Raw genomic sequence first — 19,058 nt, 5'->3', positions numbered from 1 at the left:
GATACCATATACTCTTCCTGCATCTGAGTACTGTCAGATATCCCATTTGCTCCATGCCTTAGTATCAGTCGGCACCTTATCACTGTAACGAGCGATCCAGAGCTTGTATGACCCGAGGAAGACGTCAAAGAAGCCAGCAAACGAATTACCGGTATAAATGATCGGACGCCGATCGGTCAAGCGCTCAATCTCTACCAGAAACGCTATTGCTACAGCCGTAATTTGCGCAGCGGATAAGCCACCGGGGTTGTTCTCGTAATCCAGCACTGGCGGTAGCTCAAATGAATCTGCGCCTCCGGCTACCTGGATGGCTGCAGCAAAGTTGGACGCCTCGGCCCTTGCATCGTCTAGGGTTGTGGCATTTAGGAAATGATACGCCCCGACGAGCAGGCCAGCTGCCCGAGCTCCCCGCACGTTGGTAACAAATTGATCGTCCCTGAAAGACTTGCCTTGGGACGCCTTGATAAAAGCAAACACTCTTCCATCCGCCTTTACTTTAAGCCAGTCAATTTTGCCATTGTGGTGACTTACATCAATGCCTTGGGTATTCCGACTGTTACGACTTTGCATCAGTATCAGCTCCTACCTTCGCCTGCTTGACGGCTTGATGGCCAAATACTGCAAAAGCACCAGCCAAGGCGCCCTGTACCAAAGATTCAACGCTAAGGTCCAGGATTCCAAACGTGAAGACAATAGCCAGAATCACCACGATATAAACAATAGACCAATTCGGGACCATGGGTGTTTGCTTCAGCATAAAACCAATCACCCAACATGCGGCCACCACTATTAACAACCTTGGGTCAATCAAACTCCAAATCATATTCCAGTCCACTTATATTCCTCCATTCATTTCTTCTTTACGATCAAGCCTCTTATGAGCCTGCTTAGCTTATTCTTCCACACGTGTTACACGCTCCGACAACGCGTCGCCATCACTCGAGCAATAAGCTCTGATGTATTGATACCCCTGCTAAGCTTGGATTTTTGCCATAGGATATACTGGCTTACTGCGGTGTTTACAGCTGACTGTATGGTACTTGCTTCTGCTGCCCGCTCACGGCCAATAAAATATGTTAGGTCAATATCATAAGGCACCACATCCGGCCTTTTTACCGTTACCTTGTCCGTTAGGGGCCTGACAGATCTATCATTTAATGCCTCAGCTACAGCATCCAATTGGTCCGTTGTTGGCAACTCTCCTCCTTTAAGGAGTGGGATTACCACGACTTCGCATTCTTTTGGCGAAGTGACACTCACGTCGGTAATGGAAGGGCTGGCTGTTCGCGCCCAAAATTGATAGGCTCCCTCTGGCCCAGCAACCGAGAAACCTTCTGGTGCCGTCCGGATCCGCACCCGGAACTCCTCATCCGACTCTATTTCAGCTCCCCCCGCACTAATCGTGATGTTGGTTGCACTTATTACAAACGGAATTGGATCTACCAGGACGTTAAGCTGGCCAGGCAAGAATCCGTTGCCTGCGATTCCAGTCACCGAGCTTGTCGCCGTGACCCGAGTCATAAGGGACCCCGGTGGAATTTCCACCACCTCGGAAGTCAAGAAAAACAGAGAACCTTCCCCGCCTTGAGGAGCGATTCGCGTGCCTTTAGGGATGATCGTGGCTGAGTTGAGGGGCATGGAAAGAGTAATCTCGATGGTTGTTATGGCTGCGTCAGCCAGCAGCCGAGAAACGCCGTAGAGCTCCCCTATAACATCCAAGTAATCTCCGGTGGCGTACCGCAAATGATCCATCTGTTTTACCTGATTTATAAGAACCCTTTGCTGAACAATAATCTGCGCAATGGACAATAAAAAGAGGCGTACGGGATCACCGAGAAATAGCTTCCGGCCTGCCGTCGCCTCATAAATCGAAATAATCTGATTAACAGTCTGGTCAACATCTACACTTACAAATTGTAAATTGAATACGGTCATTAAGCGGGAACGCTTTACCACCGCCTGGCAGAGCTGAGACTTCAAACGTCAGGGCTCTTTTGGCCAGATCATAAGCAGCTTTACCAAAGTCCGGCATTAGGTAATCACCGTCCCTGTGGCGTTGACGTTACCGCCTGTCACGCTTTTGAGGTTGGTCCGAACATTATTCAGCCCCTGTACATCTACTTCGAATATTCCTGGCGTAGTAATCGCATTGCCAGTTACAAACGTATTGCCCGAGACATCCCAGATCGGTAAGGCGCGGTAATTGCCGCTGTGCCCGGATGCCTCTACCTGCAGGTTAAATGATGTGGCCGTACCCCATACATCAAACCGGATGCTCTTTGCGGATCCTACTGCTTGAGGCTGGCCAGTTCCAGCTGCCGTTGCTTTGTCCAACAGCTTAACCGACTTGGTGCTGATGCCCCCCTGATACTATCTTTACCGGCATTGGATTCCCATCGCCGATGGCACGACCATTTCTATCTCTTATAACACTCAAAATCCCCACTCCTTAACTTGTATTTAGTGACTTATCCATCATCCAACCTCCAATATTGTTTGATTCTGTACCTCTATAGGAATCACCCCCGAGCAGAATTTCCCCAGGTGACTGATATGTAAGAAAAAAAGCCGCCCATTTGGAATTATCTGGAATTATCCCCTTCTAGTAGACAAGAGAAAAAAGACATCTGGTAAGATGGATTTAATTCTTGTTGAGCGGAGGGGATTTTTCATGGCCAAAAAGGGGCAAACCTTTCGGAAGTACTCCTTGGAATTAAAGATGGAGGCAGTCCGGTTGGTGAACGAGGAGCAGAGGAGTATTCGTGAAGTGGCGAAACAGTTGGGCGTTCGTAATAAGTCTCAGGTACAAACCTGGGCAACAAAATATCGAACAGGTGAGATTTTAGAGCCAACTAGCCCAAGACGAGGACGACCGAAAACGAAGTTTTCCAGTATGGAAGAAGAAATGGCGTATCTACGAGCGGAGATTGAATATTTAAAAAAGCAGTATCCAAATCTGCACAAGGAGTGACGAAGAAAGCAACCAGGTTCGGAATCATCGAGGAAATGCGAGAGAGGTATTCACTGAAATGGCTATTAGAGTTAGCCCATGTTTCACGAGCAGGCTATTACAAATGGAGAAGGGCTCAGCAGACAGCCAGGCAGCGTAAAGAAAGGGACAAGCTACTGGAAGCTCATATGTTGTCGCTCCACCGCCTTCATCCCTACTTTGGTTATCTGCGTATGACGGTTGCTTTACGGAAAGAAGGCCTCGTAGTTAACCACAAAAGGGTCTACCGGATTATGAAGAAATTGGGGATTCAGTCGGTCATTCGAAAGAAGCGTCGTTTTTTCGGTAAACAGGCTTCTGTCGTGAATCCCAATCGGCTGGATCGTCAATTTCAGGCGGATACTCCTTTATCTAAACTCGCTACCGACATTACCTACATACGGGTTGGGGAACGGTTTGTCTACCTTTCGGCAATCCAGGATCTGTATAACAACGAGATCGTAGCATGGCACCTTTCGGAACGAAACGATCTGGCTCTGGTTAACGAAACGCTAGACGCGTTAAGTAAAGATGTAAATTTGGAGGGAGCTATTCTCCATTCAGACCAGGGATTTCAATACACCTCCAAACCATTTAACCGTAAACTTACTGGACTTGGGATCCTCGGAAGCCATTCCAGACGCGGAAACTGTCTGGACAACGCATGCATAGAATCCTTCTTTTCTCATCTGAAGACGGAAAAGATATATTTAAGCAAGCCCCAAACCTTAGCTGAGGTAGAAAAACAGGTGCGCGAGTATATTTCATTTTATAACCAAAGTAGATTCCAGAAAAAACTAAACAACCGTTCCCCGGTTGAATACCGAGAAACGGTTGCTGCTTAAACATGTCTTTTTAGACCTGTCTACTTGACAGGGGTATGACCAAACCGTAGTCTTTTTTTCGCCATCATCTAAACAATAAAATCATAAATACAGGACTCCGCAGCATCACTATGTTGTCCACATAAACGTTTGATTTTCTGTATTTTTTTTATTATTTTAGATATACAATATACATAAAAGAGTAATTTCAATGCCTTTCAACTATAAACCTCTGTTTAAATTGCTCGTTGATCGTGAAATGAAAAAGACTGATCTCCGTTCTGCACTTGGTCTCGGTCCTTCTACCATAGCCAAATTTGATAAAGGAGAGAACGTGTCTCTCGAGGTAATCGACAAGCTCTGTTCCTATTTCAATGTTCAGCCAAATGACATCATTGAGCATAAGGCGGTTGAATAATTATGGCTGTCACTAAAGATAAAAATTTGAAGGAAAATCCTTGGTACTTCACAATTGAGGTAAATGAAAACGGTAAGAGAAAAAGAATTAAACGCCGTGGTTTCAAAACCAAGAAGGCTGCAACAGAAGCACAGCAAGAGCTAATAGCTGAATTAAGCAAAGATTAAATATTGATGGCACAAAAGTATTGTACCGTGAATTTATGGCCGACTGGTTAAAAGATAAGAAAACAAGCGTTAAGGCTCATACATTAGAGACATACTCGGGACTGGTAAATAACCATATCCTTACGACACTAGGGGATCTTAAACTCGGAGAGATTAGCCCGCGTCACATTCAAAATTTATATAATTTGCTGTTTGAAACAGGCCGTTTATCTGACGAGAATATTCAGAAGTGCCATACCATCATTAATGAATCATTGAAGCGTGCTGCAGGATGGGACATGATTATTAAAAACCCGGCCGCCCTTGTTGATCGTCCCAAAGCAAGAAAAAAAGAGATGCTGTATTGGACTGAAGAGGAGTCCCAGAAATTCCTGGACACTGCCCGCGAAGACAGATATTATCACGCTTTCCTACTAGCACTAACAACAGGTATGAGACAGGGTGAAATTTTAGGTCTCCGTTGGAAAGATATTGATTTTGAACAAAGGACAATTTCAATATCCCAGATACTAGCCCATGATGGGAAATCGTTTCAAAGTGGGGCCAAAACTGATTCGGGTTCACGGTCAATTGGTCTGGATAGAAATACGGCAGCCGAATTACGGAAACTACAACAAAGATCCAGAGAGGAAAAAATAGGCTCAAGAAACATGTACCAAAATCTTGATCTGGTCATTAGCTCTTTCCCCGAGAAACTTAAACCGATCCTTCTATAGGCTTATAGAAAAAGCGAGCGTTCCTCAGATTCGTTTCCATGATTTAAGACATACTCATGTTGTTATGCTTTTGAAGGCACGCGAGAAAAATAAACGTATAGCTGAACGAATGGGCTGGGCCAGCGTTAAGATGATTGATCGATATGCACACATTATGCCAAACATGCAGCAAGAGACTGCTGATCTATTTGGTGAGATATTTTATAAAAGTTCTTCTGCAAAGGTGGTTGAATAACAGATGTCAGATAAAGTATTACACTGCAGTCATTGTGGAAATAAAACTTTAATGAAACTAGTTGCTGAACATGAATTAAACGACCAAGACCATATCTATGAACGTTGGTCAGCCGACCCAGTTCATAGTTTTTACTGGTTTTCTCACTGGAAACTTTATCTATGCCCAGTTTGTAAGAATGTATCTTTGATAAGATTAAGTGGAGATAGCGAAGATATAGGACCCAGGGGAGAACCAATTATAACAGAGACTACATTGTATCCACCATATTCTATTGAGAACAAGTACATTCCTACACCAGTGGGAACCGCATTTGAAGCTGCACTTAAAGTCCGTCACCTTGAAGGCGCTGTTTGTGTATTAGCTTTAAGGAGAGCATTAGAGAAGTTATGCAAACATGAAGGGGCAGAAGGAAAGGATCTATTCAATAAACTCAAAAATTTACAAGACAAAGGTAAACTGCCTCCAATAATGGATGATATTGCTTTTATATTGCGTATTGAAGGAAACTCAGCCGCTCATGCTGATGATGTTGAGTTTGATACTAACACTGTAAATCAACTAATTGATTTCACTCAAACAATACTTGATTATATGTATACCTTACCTAACAAAATCAAGGCGGCACAAACAAGAATCGCAGAAATAGCTGAAAGAGATAGAGAATTAAAAAGTGGTGCCATTTCTGGTGCCGCCGAGTAGATAAAAAGCGGAAAATATCGGAGGATAGGAACGAAATGCGAACACTGAAAAACCTTACTGCCGTAAGTAATCAGAGGCTTTCGAATGAAAGCGGAGGAATGCTCCGACGTCTTGACAGGGTGGGGGTCAGTGGTTCGAGCCCACTGCAGATCATAAGGCCTTACGACACAAGGGACTGAGGAAACTCAGTCCCTTGTCTTATTAAAGTGGTCACAAACGAACACGTTTCTAAAAGAGTTAACCACTATCTATTGTTTGAAGAGAACAATAAATAGTGGTTTTTTTCATACTCCTAAAGTCCAGTCAGTAATTCTTATTATAAATCCCGCTAACCAAAATTGGTTAGCGGGATTTGAGTTAATTTATTTAAGTACGAAGCGTCCTGTACCTATATACTTATTTGATTTAGCACTCCAGGTAAAAGTCCCTTTTGCAATATCCCAACCACCCTCAGCTTTGAAATTTTTCCATAATTGATGAACCCTGCCCTTGGCGTCTATCTGAACATCTACATCGCCCATTACATCCAAGACCTTAGTTAATGTTCCGTTTTTGAGCCTATAGACCAATGCTTGGAGTATTGGATGGTAAGTATGTACCGATTTACGCAATATGGTTCTCGGTTTTAGTAACGGCGAATATTTTAATTTTGAGTTCATTAAAATAGTCACTGCTCAGTCCAGTATCAATTAGCACAATACTGCCTTTTGAGTTGATTAAGTAAAACTTTCCTGTTTTTGTAAGTATAAAAGACTCTTTTTTCTTATCAAGGTTGAGGTCGTCAGTCTTAAAGAGTGTGATGATCTCATTAGGATACTTAGCTTTAAATATATCCTGCGGCGTCTTTCCCTTGGCGAGCGAAACTGATGAAAATGAAAAAAATAGAGAAACAATGATAGCAAGTGAAATTAATCTGTTGTTCATAAACGCACCTCCAATGTAAGTAGTATAATTTTACCACATTAAATAATTTGTAAGGAAGTTTAGTTCTACTCAATGGGTGGAAATCCTCCAATGCTGCTGTCTTCACTTTATTTTTAGATGCTCATGTCTTATCAAAAAAACCCAAAACTCACTTCAAATTCCCCAAGCCTGGATAACGAACTAAGATTACCCTCTTTCAGGCCTGCTGTACTGAGCGTCCAACTCCCCTTAAACCCCTTCTGTTCACCTGGCATAATCCATTCGTCTATTTTGACCACATTATCACCTGATCGAAAGCGATTCTGAACGCCCTTATCAAAAACAAAAGTTACCTCATTAACATAGGTGGGAATGCTGCTGTGATTGGTTACCGTACCGTTAAAGACAACCTTTTGCACACCAAGCTTTGTATTTGGCGATTCATAGACAGTACCCAAGGAATCAACGGAAGTGAAAAATTTGTTATGCTTACCCCCTGTCCAAAAAAGAAAGATAGCAACTAGTAGTATGATAATGGCAGCAATCCAAATCCCTCTTTTTGAAACTTTTCTATTCACTATAAGCAGCTCCCTAATATTTAAAATTATTCCACATTTTGATCATATCATAGGAATCTATCTAATATGATTTATTAATAACAATAATAGGGTAATATGAAAGTGTAGCTATAAATGTTAGGTCCATTGTCGCTAAGCTATCATTAATTTGTTTTCTTTATGGGAATTGGTGTTATTTGGCGGTTAAATGAAGCTCTAATCACAGCAGAAAGCAGCTAAACAGGTCTTGTCTACTGATTAGATAAGCCTAAAGACTCATCTTTGATTTTGCTATCAGGAATATAGTCTCTTCGTCCGAAGTAATAGATATAAGAAATTATTCTATCATAAGATGGGGGCTAAATTATGAAGACTAGTGCGGAATTGGATCTAATTCAACTGAAAATGGCTGTTACTTTAGAGCATGAGGTTGTAGTCAAATTGTTCACGGGAGAAATGATGACAGGTATTCCGAAATGGAATAAGAATCCTAAGGGAGTACAGCTAAGAACCGTTGAAGGTGCAGTATGGGTCCTGCTCGAGGAAATTGAACATGTGACAAGAATTATTCCCTTTAAATCATAAATGCTACATAAGTTGTATCATATAAATAAAGAGTAACTCCACTTGAAACTATCCAGTGGGGTTACTCTTTATTTTGTCTTATAACACGCCTGACACAAGCAAAAAGGGCTCCCTTAGGAGCAATGTCATTAAGTTAAAGCGTGTGCCCAATATTCAAAAGCAAGAGCAGGTTATCGAATAGATAGCCCGCTCTTTTTTGTGCCCAAAAAGACAAATAAGCCTTGACAAGCAGTTGAAAATGTGTGGCGAAGCCCCTTGAAAAAAATGAGGAGGTTTCGCCCATGCATGCTTACGCGAGTTCACTAAAAGAAACGCTGACAACCCTCATTCGAGAGATGTCAGCGGCACCAGCGCCTTATGTCAAAAACCCCGAAAAGGACTTTACCCGGAAGAAAAAGCTGCCCTTCGAAACGATGATGCAACTTCTGATCTCTATGGGTGGAAACAGCATATACAAGGAGCTCTTGGAATCGCAAGGTTATGACGTAAACACGGCAACGACTTCCGCTTTTGTCCAACAACGCAATAAAATTTTGCCGTCTGCTGTAGAATGCTTATTTCACAAATTCACTCAAACGTACAAGGATATCAAAGATTACCGCGGATATCGATTACTTGCCATTGACGGTTCGGATTTACATATCGCAACGGATCCGGCTGACAAGAACAGCTTCTTTCAAAGTCAACCCAACACGAAGGGCTATAACCTCCTGCATTTGAACGCAGCGTACGACTTATGTAACAGACTTTACGTGGATGCTCTTGTCCAGCCAAGAAGGCTAAGTAACGAGGGAAGGGCGCTGGCAACCATGGTTGATCGTTCGCCCATCAAGAGCAAAACCATTGTGATTGCGGACAGAGGCTATGAAAGCTATAACAATTTCGCGCATATTGAACGTAAAGGGTGGAACTACGTTATTCGGGTAAAGGATTTGGATTCCAGTGGTATTCTGTCTAGCTTACGTTTGCCCGCTAGCGAAGAGTTTGATCGGGACATTTATCTGACACTTACCAGAAAACAAACCAAAGCGTTCAAGTCTTATCCTGGGTACAAATTCCTTCCGTCCAATTCTACATTTGATTTTTTGGATTCGCATGAGAACATGATTTACCCGCTATCTTTTCGGGTTGTTCGTTTCGTCCTGCCTGACGGCGCTTATGAAACCGTCATTACGAATCTTTCTGCCGCGGACTTCCCGCCCGATGAACTCAGGTCCCTTTATCGCATGCGATGGGGCATTGAAACCTCGTTTAGGGCATTAAAATACACGGTCGGTCTGACGAGCTTTCACGCAAAGAAGCAAGCGTTCATCGCCCAAGAGATTTATGCAAGAATGATTCTCTACAACTTCACTGAAATGATGACCTCGCACGTCGTCATTTCGCAAATGGATAAACGGCATCAATATCAAGTCAATTTCACGGTTGCCGTTTACGTTTGTAGACAATTCTTGCGCTCTCGAGGCGATGAACCCCCGCTCGATGTTGAAGCACTGATTCGCAAAAACATTTTGCCGATTCGACCCTTTAGCCCGGGACAAAAGAATACGCGCAAAATCCGCTATAGATCAGCTGTCAGCTTCGTCTACAGAGTAGCATAATTCGATTCATATGAACATTTTTTTAAGCGGATCGTCCATCCGTTTGTTTGCTGTACCCATTTTTCAGTCTTGCAAACAAAAAACAAACGGCACAGGGTATTTCCCATGCCGCTTCAGATTCATTTTCTATTCGCGATCTTGTCTTCGGAGACTAACTTAATGACATTGCCCTTAGGAGACCCTTTCTACCTTACGCCCATGTGATTATTCCTCTTCACTCGGCTGATCCTTAAAGGATCTAAGTGCCCGGCGATAGGCATCATCTGCCATCTTGTCACTCTGTTCAGGTAACGTGGTAGCTGCAGGTGACGGTCGATCCTTCAGCCTTCTTAATGCTTCACGAAAATCCTGATCTGCCGTGTGGTTAAGCTGCAGTTCAGTTCCATGCACTCCGGTATCCTCAACCTCTGTTACCGGAGTCTCTGTAGCAGGAGCCTCTGCAGAAGTAGACAGGTGGGTCTGATCTAAAGAAGGTCCCTCTGAGAAAGGCTCAGCAGCTTTCAACTCCGAATCTGCAGCTGCCTGCTGCTCGATATTCTCAGTCGCATTTGCAGTGGGGACATGCTCCCGGCTGGAAGCTGACCCGCTTCGAATGTTAATGGAGACCAGGACAGCAATGATTAATATAGCAATCACTGCACAGGTTATGATTATCGTCATGACTCTCCCTCCTCACACTACTTCACAAAACGGGCAGTCAATCCAGCTACACGCTCACCCAGTGCCATGCCAAGCTGTCTTCCTTGTTCACTGATAACTTCAGCGCTATCAATAGGACAAGCTACTCCTACCCCATAGTAAGAACCATATGTTGCGTTCTCAGGAATATTACCCGGCAGACCCGCGATGATCATTCCATGATGCAGCATTGGCGTGATTAAGTTCAACAATGTAGCTTCCAGTCCACCATGCTCGGTAGCTGTAGTACAGAATACCGCACCTATTTTGTTAATCAATTTGCCTTCCGCCCACAAATAACCCAATTTGTCGATCCACTGCTTAAGTCCGGAGCTAATGGTGCCGAAATGACCGGGGGAGCCCCAAATAATGGCATCCATATCAGCTAGAGCATAGACATCGGCTTCCTCCACGGAACGCAGATGTACGACAGCCCCATCAATCCGGGCTGCACCATCGGCAATGGCCTGAGCAAGTGCCTTGGTATGTCCGCCTTCTGAATCAAACACAATATAAATGTTCATCGGTTATACTCCTCCCCTTTCAGTTGCAAGAGTCTCTTTCGGAGCTGGCAGCATTAGCGTTTCTTTACGTTCCTTCTTAGCCAAGCGATCCTTATCTTTCCTTACATCCCGAAGGAAGAAGCTGAGAAACAGTCCTGCTACAGAAATTATTGTCGCCCAGAAGAAGGCATCATTAATCCCTTGAACTGTGGCTTCCATCTTGACCTGGCCCGCAAGCATTGTAACCGCTTGGGTCTTGGCTTGAGCAAGCGGAATGTGAAGTTCGGTTGCAATCTTGTTCACAAGCTCACTAAAGGACTGCATAAAGGTTGGATTCGTGGTATCCATACGGTCCGCATATGCGGCTCCATGGAAGGTTGTGCGTGTAGTGAAGATCGTTGTAATCACACTTGTACCGATAGATCCACTCACCTGGCGAAGTGTGTTAGACATCGCCGTACCGTGCTTATTCAGATCTCTTGGCAGCTGGTTCATCCCTGCTGTCATGATCGGCATCATCAGGAAGGACATCCCGAAATAACGAATCATATATATAATCAAAATATAGCTGTATGAAGTATCTAGTGTCAGCTTGGTTAACTGGTACGTCGTTACGGTAGTAATGACCATACCAATAATGGCCAGCGGCCGCGGCCCAACAATATCGAACAGGATACCCGAAATCGGAGACATGATCAGCATGACAAGTGCCCCCGGAAGCATGAGCAATCCTGAATCAAGTGGCGTGATCCCACGGAGATTCTGAAGATAAATCGGAATAAGAAGCATCCCCGCGTACATACTTGCAGTTACGAAGATGTTAATAACGTTTGATAACGAGAAAATTCCGAAGCGGAATACGCCCATATTGAGCAAAGGGGTCCGTGTGCGCATTTCCCAGATGACAAAGAAAGCCACAAGAATCGCGCCAATAATAATACACGTCATGACCTCGGTATCGCCCCAACCCTTGGTCCCTGCTTCACTAAGTCCGTACAGCAGCAGACCCACACCAGCGAGAGAGGATAAAGTGCCCATGTAGTCAAGCTTTATTATCTTCGGCTGCTCGATATTGCGCATCTTGAAGAAAGCAATAATAATGACAATGACCCCGAACGGAATCATGCCTGAGAAGAGAATGTGCCAGTCATAATTTTGCACGACCCAACCGGAAAGTGTTGGTCCAATGGCTGGAGCGAACATCATCGCGAGACCAAAGATCCCCATCCCTTTCCCCCGCATTTCCGGCGGAAAAATAAACAGGATAACGCTCATGACCAGCGGTGATAGCACACCGCCCCCAACTGCCTGAATTAATCGGCCAGTCAGTAGTACCGAGAAGCTGCCTGCAACACCACAAATTAAGGCTCCAAGGGTGAAGCAGAACATTGCGGCCAAGAACAGCACACGCACGCCGAACCTTTCAATCAGAAAGGCGGACAGCGGGATCAACACCCCGTTAACGAGCATATAACCTGTAAGAAGCCACTGCGCGGTGTTCGTTGTAATGCCATATTCATTCGTGATATGTGGCAGTGCCACATTAAGCAAAGTTTGGTTCAATATTGCCAGAAACAGACCGACCATTAGGACGATCAGCAGCGGGAGATGCTGTCTGAAACCGCTGCTGGCTGGTTTGTCTATTTGTTGATTGGTCGCCATCGTCAATCTCCTTTCTGCAGATCAATAACCTCTGCGAATGGTTCCCTATTTCTTAGTAATGACGATTTCAGCGTTCATCCCAGGCAGTACGTTTTTGGAATAGTTACTGATCGACACTTTAATTTGAACTTTTTGAGTTACTTTAGTATAACTTCCGCTTGTATTGCTGGTAGGCAGCAAAGAGAACACCGAGTTGGTAGCATAACCGATTTGATCTACGCTTCCCTGGATAGTTGTACCTGGATCGCCGTCTACAACAACGTCCACTTTAGAGCCAACCTCAATATCCTTAATCTGGTCTTCATCCACATTAGCCACTACATACAGGTTCTTCATATCCACAATTTGGCCAAGCGGTGTTCCGGCTTGCACCAATTCACCATTCTTAGCTTGATTCTTAATCAATGTGCCGGCCATTGGCGCTGTAATATTTACATTGGTTGTGCCATTGCCCACTTGTCCAAGGGTTGCCTTCTCACTCAGTACAGCTCCCTCTTTCTGATTCCAGCCGGAAATTACACCCGCAGCCGGAGCGGATACCGGAATGATGTCCGCAGCTACCCGCGCATCTTCGGTTTTGATATAGGTGACACTCTGGTAGTAATAATAAGCCCCACCCAAGATCAGTACCAATAACACAACGATACCAATAATATTAGTTAAAATAAGACGACCTTTCATAATTCTCTCGAACTCCCTCCAAAAATTGTGTATAATTACTTTACAATAAAGTAATTTGGAAATAAAGATAATTTATCATAAAATAATTGAATACACAATCCTTATTTTCAAAAAAATAATGAAACATAGCTCAAATTTTTATCGTATTACATGGTAGGCAGAAAGACAGGGGGATTTTATGACTATGGAAATTAGGGAGAACGCGATATCTGAAGTCGAAGTCATGGAACACTTCATGGAGACGATCTTTCGATATAGAAATAAGCTCTATGACCAGCAGTATAAAAAGAGAGACGATAAATTAAACAATACCAAGGCCCGGATGCTGATGATTATTTTCAGGGAAGAACGGTCCATGGTGGTGAACATATCCAGACAACTCAACCTGTCCTCAGGGGCAACTACAATTATGCTGAATCAACTGGAATCAGAAGGATACGTCATTCGGGTAAGAAGCATGGACGACCGCAGAATTGTCTGGCTCTCTTTAAGTGAGGAAGGTAAATGCCTTGCCGAGAAAATCATTAACTTCCGCAACCAGTACGCGGCTGATTTGCTGGGCGTACTCACATCTGATGAGCGGGCAGATTTTATAGCGATTTTGAACAAAATTGAGCATCGAATTGAAGAAAGACTGAAAGAAGATTCCTGAATTCCTATGTTTACAATGAAGTCCCTGAGATCAGGGGCTTTTTTGTTACTCTTAATCCGGGTCCATTCTCAGGGAGTGCAATCAAGGTGAACTTGAACTTCAGCATATCGATTCAATTCCCTTTCAGGCGGTTATCCTTACATATACCGGGTTTCACGGTGACATTATATAAATCATAAGAATGAAGGAGCTGACTTTAATATGAGTACATCCGATGAGAATAGAAAACCTGGCTTTGAAGAAGTCCCTGATGTGGATCCAAATCGTCCGGCTTCAACAGACAAGCTAGAAGATGTAGTCGGCGCCATTATGAACAACATTGAGGGGGACGCCCCGCAGAAGAACCCCCAGAAGAAGAACAATACAGATGATGATACACAGCTGGTGTAGCCTGATACAGCGGAACAACAAGAAGAGCCCTGAATTCAGGGCTCTTCTTGTGTGCAGTAATATTCTATGATTGCTTGCGCCGGTAGAGCGGCTTATTCTCCAGGGCACGTATAGGTGGTGTCCAACCTCCGGGATCAGCCATCGTATCTAGCGCATCCTCAGCAGCCTGCATTTTGGCATCGAGCTGATCAATCAAATGAAGAGCCAACGCTTCAGGCAGCTGCGGCTGAACCGGGCTTCCCCATTCCCCCAGGTTATGATGTGAGAGAATTAAGTGCTGAAGCATAACAATTTTCTCTGAACCGAGATCCATCCCTCTACGCAGAGCGGCTTCAGTAATCCAGTTCACGGCAAGTGAAATATGACCAATCAACTTACCAGTAAAGCTGTATTCAGAGACAATTCCTAGCTCAGCGGTTAGCTCCTCGGTCTTCGCGATATCATGAAGAATGATGCCGGCAACGAGCAAATCCCGGCTCAGGAATGGCCGCTGCATGACAATGAATTCAGCAAGCTCGAGCATACGTACAACATGATAAGCAAGACCCGCATAGAAATTATGATGCATTCCTTTGGCGGCCGGATAATGAAGGAGCTTATCGCCTACCTTCTGGATACATTCATCCACAATCCAGCGAAGCTCTTCGTCCTTGATGCTGGCGGCGGCGCTCGTAATGGCATACACCAGATCATTTGGAGCGACTGGCGCCGACCTAATGAAATCAGTTATATGATGACCATCGTCTGGAGAAGCAGGCCGGATCTGGGAAATCTTGAACTGCAGCTTATCGCGGTATGAGTGAACCAGTCCTTTCACCTTAACCAGCATGGGTGCAAAGAATGTTTCTTTGTCCGTGTGCGTAGCGTCCCAGAACTTTGCCGAAATTTCCCCTGATGGATCGGCTAAAATCAAATCAAGATAATCTTTGGGAGCCGCCCCATTCGTCTGCTTGATCCCTACAGACTTCAGCAGATAAAATCCAATAATTTCTTCCCCTTCAACAAAAGCCTTAACTTGTTTCATCTGACAACTCCTATAAATATTAGATAATAGACTTATATAAATCTACCATTTCTATTCAATTCCTACCACCTGGTGCTGTGTGAAAATATTAGTAACCCGGTCTGCCTGCTCCGGCTTGCATTCTACCATAACAATAATATTCCCTTGAAGCAGATGTTCTTCATACTGCCTGGCGTCCTCGCGGGGAACCCCAGCCCCCATTAGAGCAACTATAAAATCATCTGTTCCCTCGCCGACCTTGGTTCCAGCCATCTTTCTGGCTGCTGAACCAGTTGCAATCAGCTCAACGGCTTCATCTTCAATCTGGGCCGCCGCATTTTTGAGCATCCCAAAAATGCTCTTTCCCCCATTGCCGGCTTCAGGTTGGCCAATATCCGTATTCTCAGAAATCTTATGCATGTGCTTGATCTTTCGCGACAACACAGATACTGCTTCTTCTCCGAGATCCGCCTTCTTAAGCTCATCAATCACAATGGACGTATCCTGTGTCGTCTCAAATACACCAATAATTAGCTTTGCCATAGTTATTACCTCCCCGGTTACTTAATGACTATTACCCACCGGGTATTTACCGCCAAACAAGGACCTGCAAGATGAAAGCATAGAGACCGAAGCTAAGTACAGCTAAGCAACCCTAAAAATTCGGAACCTTGACGTAGGCAACTGTATATACTAAACCAAGACAAACGCCCACTTAAGGAGGTCATTATCAAATGGCATATGAGTTACAGCGTGACAATCAAGTGGTATACCAGGCTAACCCCAATATGGTACAGCACCTTAAAGGTGTCAAGGATCAAATTCATCATATTTGTTCCATCCACTTGAACAGGTCCGTAAAAGTAGTTACGATTGACGGCTATACCTATGAAGGGATTATCGCGAGCGCAGATGACCGGTTCTTGTATCTGAGTGTTGCAGGCCAAGACGGTCAACGTTTCCTTGGAGCCCCGGGCAGCTATTATTATAATAATGTAATCTTGCCTCTCGTCCTGTACGAACTGCTCGTCATTACTCTCTTGATGTAGCCGGACCAGAACAAAAAGCCCCGCTGAGTGAGCAACATCACCCGGCGAGGCTTGCTGTGCTATAGGCGCTACTCGATAACCAACTGTCTCCACTTATTACCAAGCTCCTGCGGCTGATAGCGCATCATTTGATTCAGCAGATCTTCTGGATCATCCGAGACCGTAATCAGGCTCAAATGCGACTCATTGGAGAACCCTTCCTTAACACTGTGCTTAATCAGCTCGATAAGCGGATCATAGTAACCATGAATATTGAGCAGGCCAATCGGTTTGGCATGAATTCCAATTTGTGCCCAGCACAAAACCTCGAAGAGCTCTTCAAAGGTACCTAGACCTCCAGGGAGGGCGATGAATCCATCGGCGATTTCCCCCATTTTGGCTTTACGTTCATGCATGCTCTCAACCTCTATCAGCTCCGTCAATTCCCGGTGAACGATCTCCCCGCGGAACAATCCTTGAGGCATAACTCCAATTACATGACCACCGCGAAGCAGAACCTCATTCGCGACTTCGCCCATCAGTCCCAGTCTGGATCCTCCGTATACAAGACGGATACCCTTATCCGAGAGCGCGCTTCCCAGCTGAATTGCCTGGGCCTGGTATTCAGGCTTCACGCCTGGATTGGAGCCCGCAAATACACATACAGAATTCATTTTTCCTATATCACTCCTTATTCCTTGTTACTCATGAGGATTACATACATATTAACATTGTACAATACAGTGTTTTAATTGTATTAAAAGCATCCGAAATTATACTTCGGTTGTCAATTCTATATCAAAAAAAGCACCCGTTAAGGTGCTTTTTTATATAGCTTAATCTGAAGAAATTAGCGGTCCATATGGTAAGGAACCGTAGCTACAACAACATCTTTTCGGTTAATCAGATAAGCTCTAATCATAAGACTCGACTGATTGTGGAGCAGGTTCTGCCACCAATGCTTGGTGATGAACTGAGGTATAAGGATCGTGATATGGTCACTTTCCGCCTTTTTCCATTCCACGGTATCTATAAATTTACGCAGAGGACCAAGAATACTCCGGTAGCGGGATTTCAAAATTATCAGCCTTACGCCGGGATTCCACTCGTTCCATCTCTGTTCAATTTTGCGGACCGACTCATCCTCAAATCCTACATATACGGCTACCACATTGTCCGAAAGCGTCTTGGCATAGCTCACCGTATTCAGCACGACCCGGGTAACCCCCGCGACTGGAATAATGACCGTATTCCCCTTCGCAATGGGCTTCTCATTGAAGTGATCAATGCGCAGCTGGTCAGCCGTATTGGAGTAATGGTGCTGAATTCTCATGAACATGTAGACAACCAAAGGCAAGAAGATGAAGATGACCCAGATCTGACTGAACTTGGTGAAAATAAAAATCAGCGTAATCGACAGTGTCGTCAGCATCCCCACCGTATTAATGAAGAGCTTGAGCATCCAGCCTGCCGGCTTCAGCTTGATCCAGCGGATCATCATTCCGAGCTGGGACAGGGTGAATGGAATAAATACCCCTACTGCGTATAGAGGAATCAAATTCTCCGTATTTCCTTGGAACACAATGACCAGCACGGCGGACAGAATACTGAGGAAAATGATCCCGTTCGAGAATCCGAGCCGATCTCCCCTCACCATGAAGGCATGAGGCATGAATTTATCTTTGGCCAGCATAAATGCAAGCAGCGGAAAGGCAGAATACGCCGTATTTGCTGCCAAGACCAGGATCACCGCAGTGACACCTTGAATGATATAGTATAGCGTCCCCCGGCCAAAGGTCGTCTCTGCGATCTGGGAGACCACGGTCTCTTCAGCAGCAGGTCTAATGCCGTACCAGTAAGCCAGCAAGCTGATCCCGATGAACATCCCCGCGAGAAGAATCCCCATCATCATGAGCGTAGCTGCCGCATTCTTATCTGACGGCTTACGGAAGTTGGGTATCGCATTCGACATGGCCTCGACTCCCGTTAAAGCCGAACAACCTGAGCTGAATGCTTTTAATAGAAGAAACAAGCTTACATTCGAAATGGTCTTGCCAAATTCAGGAGCAGCCGCGTGTGCTCCCCCGGAGAAATAATTAATAATTCCGCAAATAATCAGAACATAGATAGCCACGACAAAGAGGTAGATCGGAACAGCAAGTATGGATGCCGACTCCGTCACTCCTCTCAGATTCATAATCGTAAGTATCAGGATCATCATTACGGCGATCAGAACCCGGTGGTCATGAAGAACAGGAATGGCAGAAGTTATTGCATCAGTTCCTGCCGAAGCACTTACCGCCACGGTTAGGATATAGTCAACTAATAGAGAACCACCAGCCAGGAGGCTAGGAGATAAACCTAGATTGTCCTTCGCAACAATGTAAGCCCCGCCGCCGCCAGGATAAGCGAATATCGTCTGTCGATAAGATACGATCAGGATCGTCAGCAGCCCCAGTACGGCAATGGAGATAGGTATCGAATACCAAAGAGCCGCGAATCCGGCTGCCATCAAGACAATCAGTATTTGCTCAGTACCGTATGCTACCGAGGATAAGGCATCTGAAGACAGAATGGCTAAGGCCTTCAACTTGCTTAGTTTCTCGCCTTCAATCTCGGTAGATTTCATAGGTCTGCCGATGAGCAGGCGTTTAAATTTTCCAGGCATATTCAACTTCCTTTACGTGGTTTCAATAGATGTCTGCAAAGACACAACCCGTATTGTATATCGTTCCACAAAATTAATCCAGTACATAGATTACGT

General features: G+C 44.6%; 26 protein-coding genes. 11 read left to right on the top strand and 15 right to left on the bottom strand.

Annotation, left to right across the window (positions count from 1 at the left end; translation table 11 throughout):
- Nucleotides 1-33: 33 nt before the first annotated feature.
- From ACRRNK_RS08000 to ACRRNK_RS07985, 4 genes are all read right to left on the bottom strand, one after another.
- Complete coding sequence (locus tag ACRRNK_RS08000) at nucleotides 34-570, bottom strand: glycoside hydrolase family 25 protein (protein ID WP_433946220.1); 537 nt, start codon at nucleotides 568-570, stop codon at nucleotides 34-36.
- Entirely contained in the window at nucleotides 557-835 is a 279-nt protein-coding gene (locus tag ACRRNK_RS07995; protein ID WP_433946219.1) for a phage holin family protein, read from the bottom strand. Before ACRRNK_RS07995 ends, ACRRNK_RS08000 begins: the two co-directional genes overlap by 14 nt.
- A gap of 74 nt (nucleotides 836-909) precedes the next feature.
- Nucleotides 910-1,980 (bottom strand): baseplate assembly protein, encoded by a 1,071-nt coding sequence (locus ACRRNK_RS07990; protein ID WP_433946218.1) that lies wholly within the window; start codon nucleotides 1,978-1,980, stop codon nucleotides 910-912.
- Between the two features lie 51 nt (nucleotides 1,981-2,031).
- Nucleotides 2,032-2,334 carry a hypothetical protein gene (locus ACRRNK_RS07985; RefSeq protein ID WP_433946217.1) on the bottom strand — a complete coding sequence of 101 codons (303 nt, stop codon included), beginning with the start codon at nucleotides 2,332-2,334 and terminating at the stop codon, nucleotides 2,032-2,034.
- Nucleotides 2,335-2,671: 337 nt separating this feature from the next.
- Between ACRRNK_RS07985 and ACRRNK_RS07980 the strand changes: the two genes are divergently transcribed.
- The 6 genes from ACRRNK_RS07980 (at nucleotide 2,672) to ACRRNK_RS07955 (ending at nucleotide 6,051) form a co-directional block, all read left to right on the top strand.
- A protein-coding gene (locus tag ACRRNK_RS07980; protein WP_433943524.1) for an IS3 family transposase occupies nucleotides 2,672-3,834 on the top strand; the annotation gives its coding sequence in 2 pieces (ribosomal slippage) (nucleotides 2,672-2,936 and nucleotides 2,936-3,834; 1,164 coding nt in all).
- Nucleotides 3,835-4,024: 190 nt separating this feature from the next.
- A complete protein-coding gene (locus ACRRNK_RS07975) occupies nucleotides 4,025-4,231 on the top strand; it encodes a helix-turn-helix domain-containing protein (RefSeq protein ID WP_433946216.1) in 207 nt (68 codons plus the stop codon).
- A 2-nt stretch (nucleotides 4,232-4,233) separates the two neighbouring features.
- Complete coding sequence (locus tag ACRRNK_RS07970) at nucleotides 4,234-4,398, top strand: Arm DNA-binding domain-containing protein (protein WP_433946215.1); 165 nt, start codon at nucleotides 4,234-4,236, stop codon at nucleotides 4,396-4,398.
- A gap of 35 nt (nucleotides 4,399-4,433) precedes the next feature.
- Entirely contained in the window at nucleotides 4,434-5,114 is a 681-nt protein-coding gene (locus tag ACRRNK_RS07965) for a tyrosine-type recombinase/integrase (protein ID WP_433946214.1), read from the top strand.
- Complete coding sequence (locus ACRRNK_RS07960) at nucleotides 5,062-5,349, top strand: tyrosine-type recombinase/integrase (RefSeq protein ID WP_433946213.1); 288 nt, start codon at nucleotides 5,062-5,064, stop codon at nucleotides 5,347-5,349. Before ACRRNK_RS07965 ends, ACRRNK_RS07960 begins: the two co-directional genes overlap by 53 nt.
- A 3-nt stretch (nucleotides 5,350-5,352) precedes the next feature.
- The gene (locus ACRRNK_RS07955) at nucleotides 5,353-6,051 is read left to right on the top strand and encodes a DUF4145 domain-containing protein (RefSeq protein WP_433946212.1); all 699 of its coding nucleotides are present in this window, start codon (nucleotides 5,353-5,355) and stop codon (nucleotides 6,049-6,051) included.
- A gap of 362 nt (nucleotides 6,052-6,413) precedes the next feature.
- Here ACRRNK_RS07955 and ACRRNK_RS07950 read toward each other — a convergent pair whose 3' ends face one another.
- From ACRRNK_RS07950 to ACRRNK_RS07940, 3 genes are all read right to left on the bottom strand, one after another.
- Nucleotides 6,414-6,572, bottom strand: coding sequence for a hypothetical protein (locus ACRRNK_RS07950; RefSeq protein WP_433946211.1), 159 nt, complete (start codon nucleotides 6,570-6,572; stop codon nucleotides 6,414-6,416).
- A gap of 82 nt (nucleotides 6,573-6,654) precedes the next feature.
- Nucleotides 6,655-6,975 (bottom strand): hypothetical protein, encoded by a 321-nt coding sequence (locus tag ACRRNK_RS07945; RefSeq protein WP_433946210.1) that lies wholly within the window; start codon nucleotides 6,973-6,975, stop codon nucleotides 6,655-6,657.
- Nucleotides 6,976-7,106: 131 nt separating this feature from the next.
- A complete protein-coding gene (locus ACRRNK_RS07940) occupies nucleotides 7,107-7,532 on the bottom strand; it encodes a hypothetical protein (RefSeq protein ID WP_433946209.1) in 426 nt (141 codons plus the stop codon).
- A gap of 345 nt (nucleotides 7,533-7,877) precedes the next feature.
- On the opposite strand from ACRRNK_RS07940, the gene ACRRNK_RS07935 reads away from it, so the two are divergent.
- Nucleotides 7,878-8,096: a hypothetical protein gene (locus tag ACRRNK_RS07935; protein WP_433946208.1), complete on the top strand. Its 219-nt coding sequence runs from the start codon at nucleotides 7,878-7,880 to the stop codon at nucleotides 8,094-8,096.
- A 281-nt stretch (nucleotides 8,097-8,377) separates the two neighbouring features.
- On the top strand, nucleotides 8,378-9,697 hold the full coding sequence (locus ACRRNK_RS07930; protein ID WP_433942885.1) for an IS4 family transposase: 1,320 nt from the start codon (nucleotides 8,378-8,380) through the stop codon (nucleotides 9,695-9,697).
- 204 nt (nucleotides 9,698-9,901) lie between these two features.
- Here ACRRNK_RS07930 and ACRRNK_RS07925 read toward each other — a convergent pair whose 3' ends face one another.
- From ACRRNK_RS07925 to ACRRNK_RS07910, 4 genes are read right to left on the bottom strand one after another with little or no spacing between them, the layout of a single operon-like run.
- Nucleotides 9,902-10,357, bottom strand: a complete 456-nt coding sequence (locus tag ACRRNK_RS07925; RefSeq protein WP_433946207.1) for a hypothetical protein — start codon at nucleotides 10,355-10,357, stop codon at nucleotides 9,902-9,904.
- Between the two features lie 17 nt (nucleotides 10,358-10,374).
- Complete coding sequence (locus tag ACRRNK_RS07920; protein WP_433946206.1) at nucleotides 10,375-10,899, bottom strand: NAD(P)H-dependent oxidoreductase; 525 nt, start codon at nucleotides 10,897-10,899, stop codon at nucleotides 10,375-10,377.
- A gap of 3 nt (nucleotides 10,900-10,902) precedes the next feature.
- The gene (locus ACRRNK_RS07915; RefSeq protein WP_433946205.1) at nucleotides 10,903-12,540 is read right to left on the bottom strand and encodes a DHA2 family efflux MFS transporter permease subunit; all 1,638 of its coding nucleotides are present in this window, start codon (nucleotides 12,538-12,540) and stop codon (nucleotides 10,903-10,905) included.
- A 45-nt stretch (nucleotides 12,541-12,585) separates the two neighbouring features.
- The gene (locus tag ACRRNK_RS07910; protein ID WP_433946833.1) at nucleotides 12,586-13,224 is read right to left on the bottom strand and encodes an HlyD family efflux transporter periplasmic adaptor subunit; all 639 of its coding nucleotides are present in this window, start codon (nucleotides 13,222-13,224) and stop codon (nucleotides 12,586-12,588) included.
- Nucleotides 13,225-13,399: 175 nt separating this feature from the next.
- Here ACRRNK_RS07910 and ACRRNK_RS07905 point away from each other — a divergent pair, with 175 nt between their 5' ends.
- Both ACRRNK_RS07905 and ACRRNK_RS07900 read left to right on the top strand, forming a co-directional pair.
- Nucleotides 13,400-13,873, top strand: a complete 474-nt coding sequence (locus ACRRNK_RS07905; protein WP_433946204.1) for a MarR family winged helix-turn-helix transcriptional regulator — start codon at nucleotides 13,400-13,402, stop codon at nucleotides 13,871-13,873.
- 201 nt (nucleotides 13,874-14,074) lie between these two features.
- The gene (locus ACRRNK_RS07900) at nucleotides 14,075-14,263 is read left to right on the top strand and encodes a hypothetical protein (RefSeq protein ID WP_433946203.1); all 189 of its coding nucleotides are present in this window, start codon (nucleotides 14,075-14,077) and stop codon (nucleotides 14,261-14,263) included.
- 64 nt (nucleotides 14,264-14,327) lie between these two features.
- On the opposite strand, the gene ACRRNK_RS07895 is transcribed toward ACRRNK_RS07900, so the two are convergent.
- Nucleotides 14,328-15,287: a 3'-5' exoribonuclease YhaM family protein gene (locus ACRRNK_RS07895; RefSeq protein ID WP_433946202.1), complete on the bottom strand. Its 960-nt coding sequence runs from the start codon at nucleotides 15,285-15,287 to the stop codon at nucleotides 14,328-14,330.
- A 51-nt stretch (nucleotides 15,288-15,338) separates the two neighbouring features.
- Complete coding sequence (locus ACRRNK_RS07890) at nucleotides 15,339-15,809, bottom strand: general stress protein (protein ID WP_433946201.1); 471 nt, start codon at nucleotides 15,807-15,809, stop codon at nucleotides 15,339-15,341.
- 191 nt (nucleotides 15,810-16,000) lie between these two features.
- Between ACRRNK_RS07890 and ACRRNK_RS07885 the strand changes: the two genes are divergently transcribed.
- On the top strand, nucleotides 16,001-16,315 hold the full coding sequence (locus tag ACRRNK_RS07885) for a hypothetical protein (RefSeq protein ID WP_433946200.1): 315 nt from the start codon (nucleotides 16,001-16,003) through the stop codon (nucleotides 16,313-16,315).
- A 68-nt stretch (nucleotides 16,316-16,383) separates the two neighbouring features.
- On the opposite strand, the gene ACRRNK_RS07880 is transcribed toward ACRRNK_RS07885, so the two are convergent.
- The gene (locus ACRRNK_RS07880) at nucleotides 16,384-16,968 is read right to left on the bottom strand and encodes a TIGR00730 family Rossman fold protein (RefSeq protein ID WP_433946199.1); all 585 of its coding nucleotides are present in this window, start codon (nucleotides 16,966-16,968) and stop codon (nucleotides 16,384-16,386) included.
- Nucleotides 16,969-17,144: 176 nt separating this feature from the next.
- A complete protein-coding gene (locus tag ACRRNK_RS07875; RefSeq protein WP_433946198.1) occupies nucleotides 17,145-18,962 on the bottom strand; it encodes an APC family permease in 1,818 nt (605 codons plus the stop codon).
- Between the last annotated feature and the right edge of the window lie 96 nt (nucleotides 18,963-19,058).

The sequence above is a fragment of the Paenibacillus sp. SN-8-1 genome (genome assembly GCF_050995535.1).
Classification (GTDB): domain Bacteria; phylum Bacillota; class Bacilli; order Paenibacillales; family Paenibacillaceae; genus Fontibacillus.
This window is presented reverse-complemented; position numbering and strand designations above follow the sequence as displayed.

What these genes read in the sequence shown, in the direction of transcription:
- ACRRNK_RS07880 (WP_433946199.1), bottom strand. Translation starts at nt 16,968, where the DNA reads ATGAATTCTGTATGTGTATTTGCGGGCTCCAATCCAGGCGTGAAGCCT.
- ACRRNK_RS07945 (WP_433946210.1), bottom strand. Translation starts at nt 6,975, where the DNA reads ATGAACAACAGATTAATTTCACTTGCTATCATTGTTTCTCTATTTTTT.
- ACRRNK_RS07975 (WP_433946216.1), top strand. Translation starts at nt 4,025, where the DNA reads ATGCCTTTCAACTATAAACCTCTGTTTAAATTGCTCGTTGATCGTGAA.
- ACRRNK_RS07905 (WP_433946204.1), top strand. Translation starts at nt 13,400, where the DNA reads ATGACTATGGAAATTAGGGAGAACGCGATATCTGAAGTCGAAGTCATG.
- ACRRNK_RS07885 (WP_433946200.1), top strand. Translation starts at nt 16,001, where the DNA reads ATGGCATATGAGTTACAGCGTGACAATCAAGTGGTATACCAGGCTAAC.
- ACRRNK_RS07915 (WP_433946205.1), bottom strand. Translation starts at nt 12,540, where the DNA reads ATGGCGACCAATCAACAAATAGACAAACCAGCCAGCAGCGGTTTCAGA.
- ACRRNK_RS07970 (WP_433946215.1), top strand. Translation starts at nt 4,234, where the DNA reads ATGGCTGTCACTAAAGATAAAAATTTGAAGGAAAATCCTTGGTACTTC.
- ACRRNK_RS08000 (WP_433946220.1), bottom strand. Translation starts at nt 570, where the DNA reads ATGCAAAGTCGTAACAGTCGGAATACCCAAGGCATTGATGTAAGTCAC.
- ACRRNK_RS07875 (WP_433946198.1), bottom strand. Translation starts at nt 18,962, where the DNA reads ATGCCTGGAAAATTTAAACGCCTGCTCATCGGCAGACCTATGAAATCT.
- ACRRNK_RS07955 (WP_433946212.1), top strand. Translation starts at nt 5,353, where the DNA reads ATGTCAGATAAAGTATTACACTGCAGTCATTGTGGAAATAAAACTTTA.
- ACRRNK_RS07930 (WP_433942885.1), top strand. Translation starts at nt 8,378, where the DNA reads ATGCATGCTTACGCGAGTTCACTAAAAGAAACGCTGACAACCCTCATT.
- ACRRNK_RS07950 (WP_433946211.1), bottom strand. Translation starts at nt 6,572, where the DNA reads ATGGGCGATGTAGATGTTCAGATAGACGCCAAGGGCAGGGTTCATCAA.
- ACRRNK_RS07890 (WP_433946201.1), bottom strand. Translation starts at nt 15,809, where the DNA reads ATGGCAAAGCTAATTATTGGTGTATTTGAGACGACACAGGATACGTCC.
- ACRRNK_RS07920 (WP_433946206.1), bottom strand. Translation starts at nt 10,899, where the DNA reads ATGAACATTTATATTGTGTTTGATTCAGAAGGCGGACATACCAAGGCA.
- ACRRNK_RS07935 (WP_433946208.1), top strand. Translation starts at nt 7,878, where the DNA reads ATGAAGACTAGTGCGGAATTGGATCTAATTCAACTGAAAATGGCTGTT.
- ACRRNK_RS07925 (WP_433946207.1), bottom strand. Translation starts at nt 10,357, where the DNA reads ATGACGATAATCATAACCTGTGCAGTGATTGCTATATTAATCATTGCT.
- ACRRNK_RS07965 (WP_433946214.1), top strand. Translation starts at nt 4,434, where the DNA reads ATGGCCGACTGGTTAAAAGATAAGAAAACAAGCGTTAAGGCTCATACA.
- ACRRNK_RS07895 (WP_433946202.1), bottom strand. Translation starts at nt 15,287, where the DNA reads ATGAAACAAGTTAAGGCTTTTGTTGAAGGGGAAGAAATTATTGGATTT.
- ACRRNK_RS07900 (WP_433946203.1), top strand. Translation starts at nt 14,075, where the DNA reads ATGAGTACATCCGATGAGAATAGAAAACCTGGCTTTGAAGAAGTCCCT.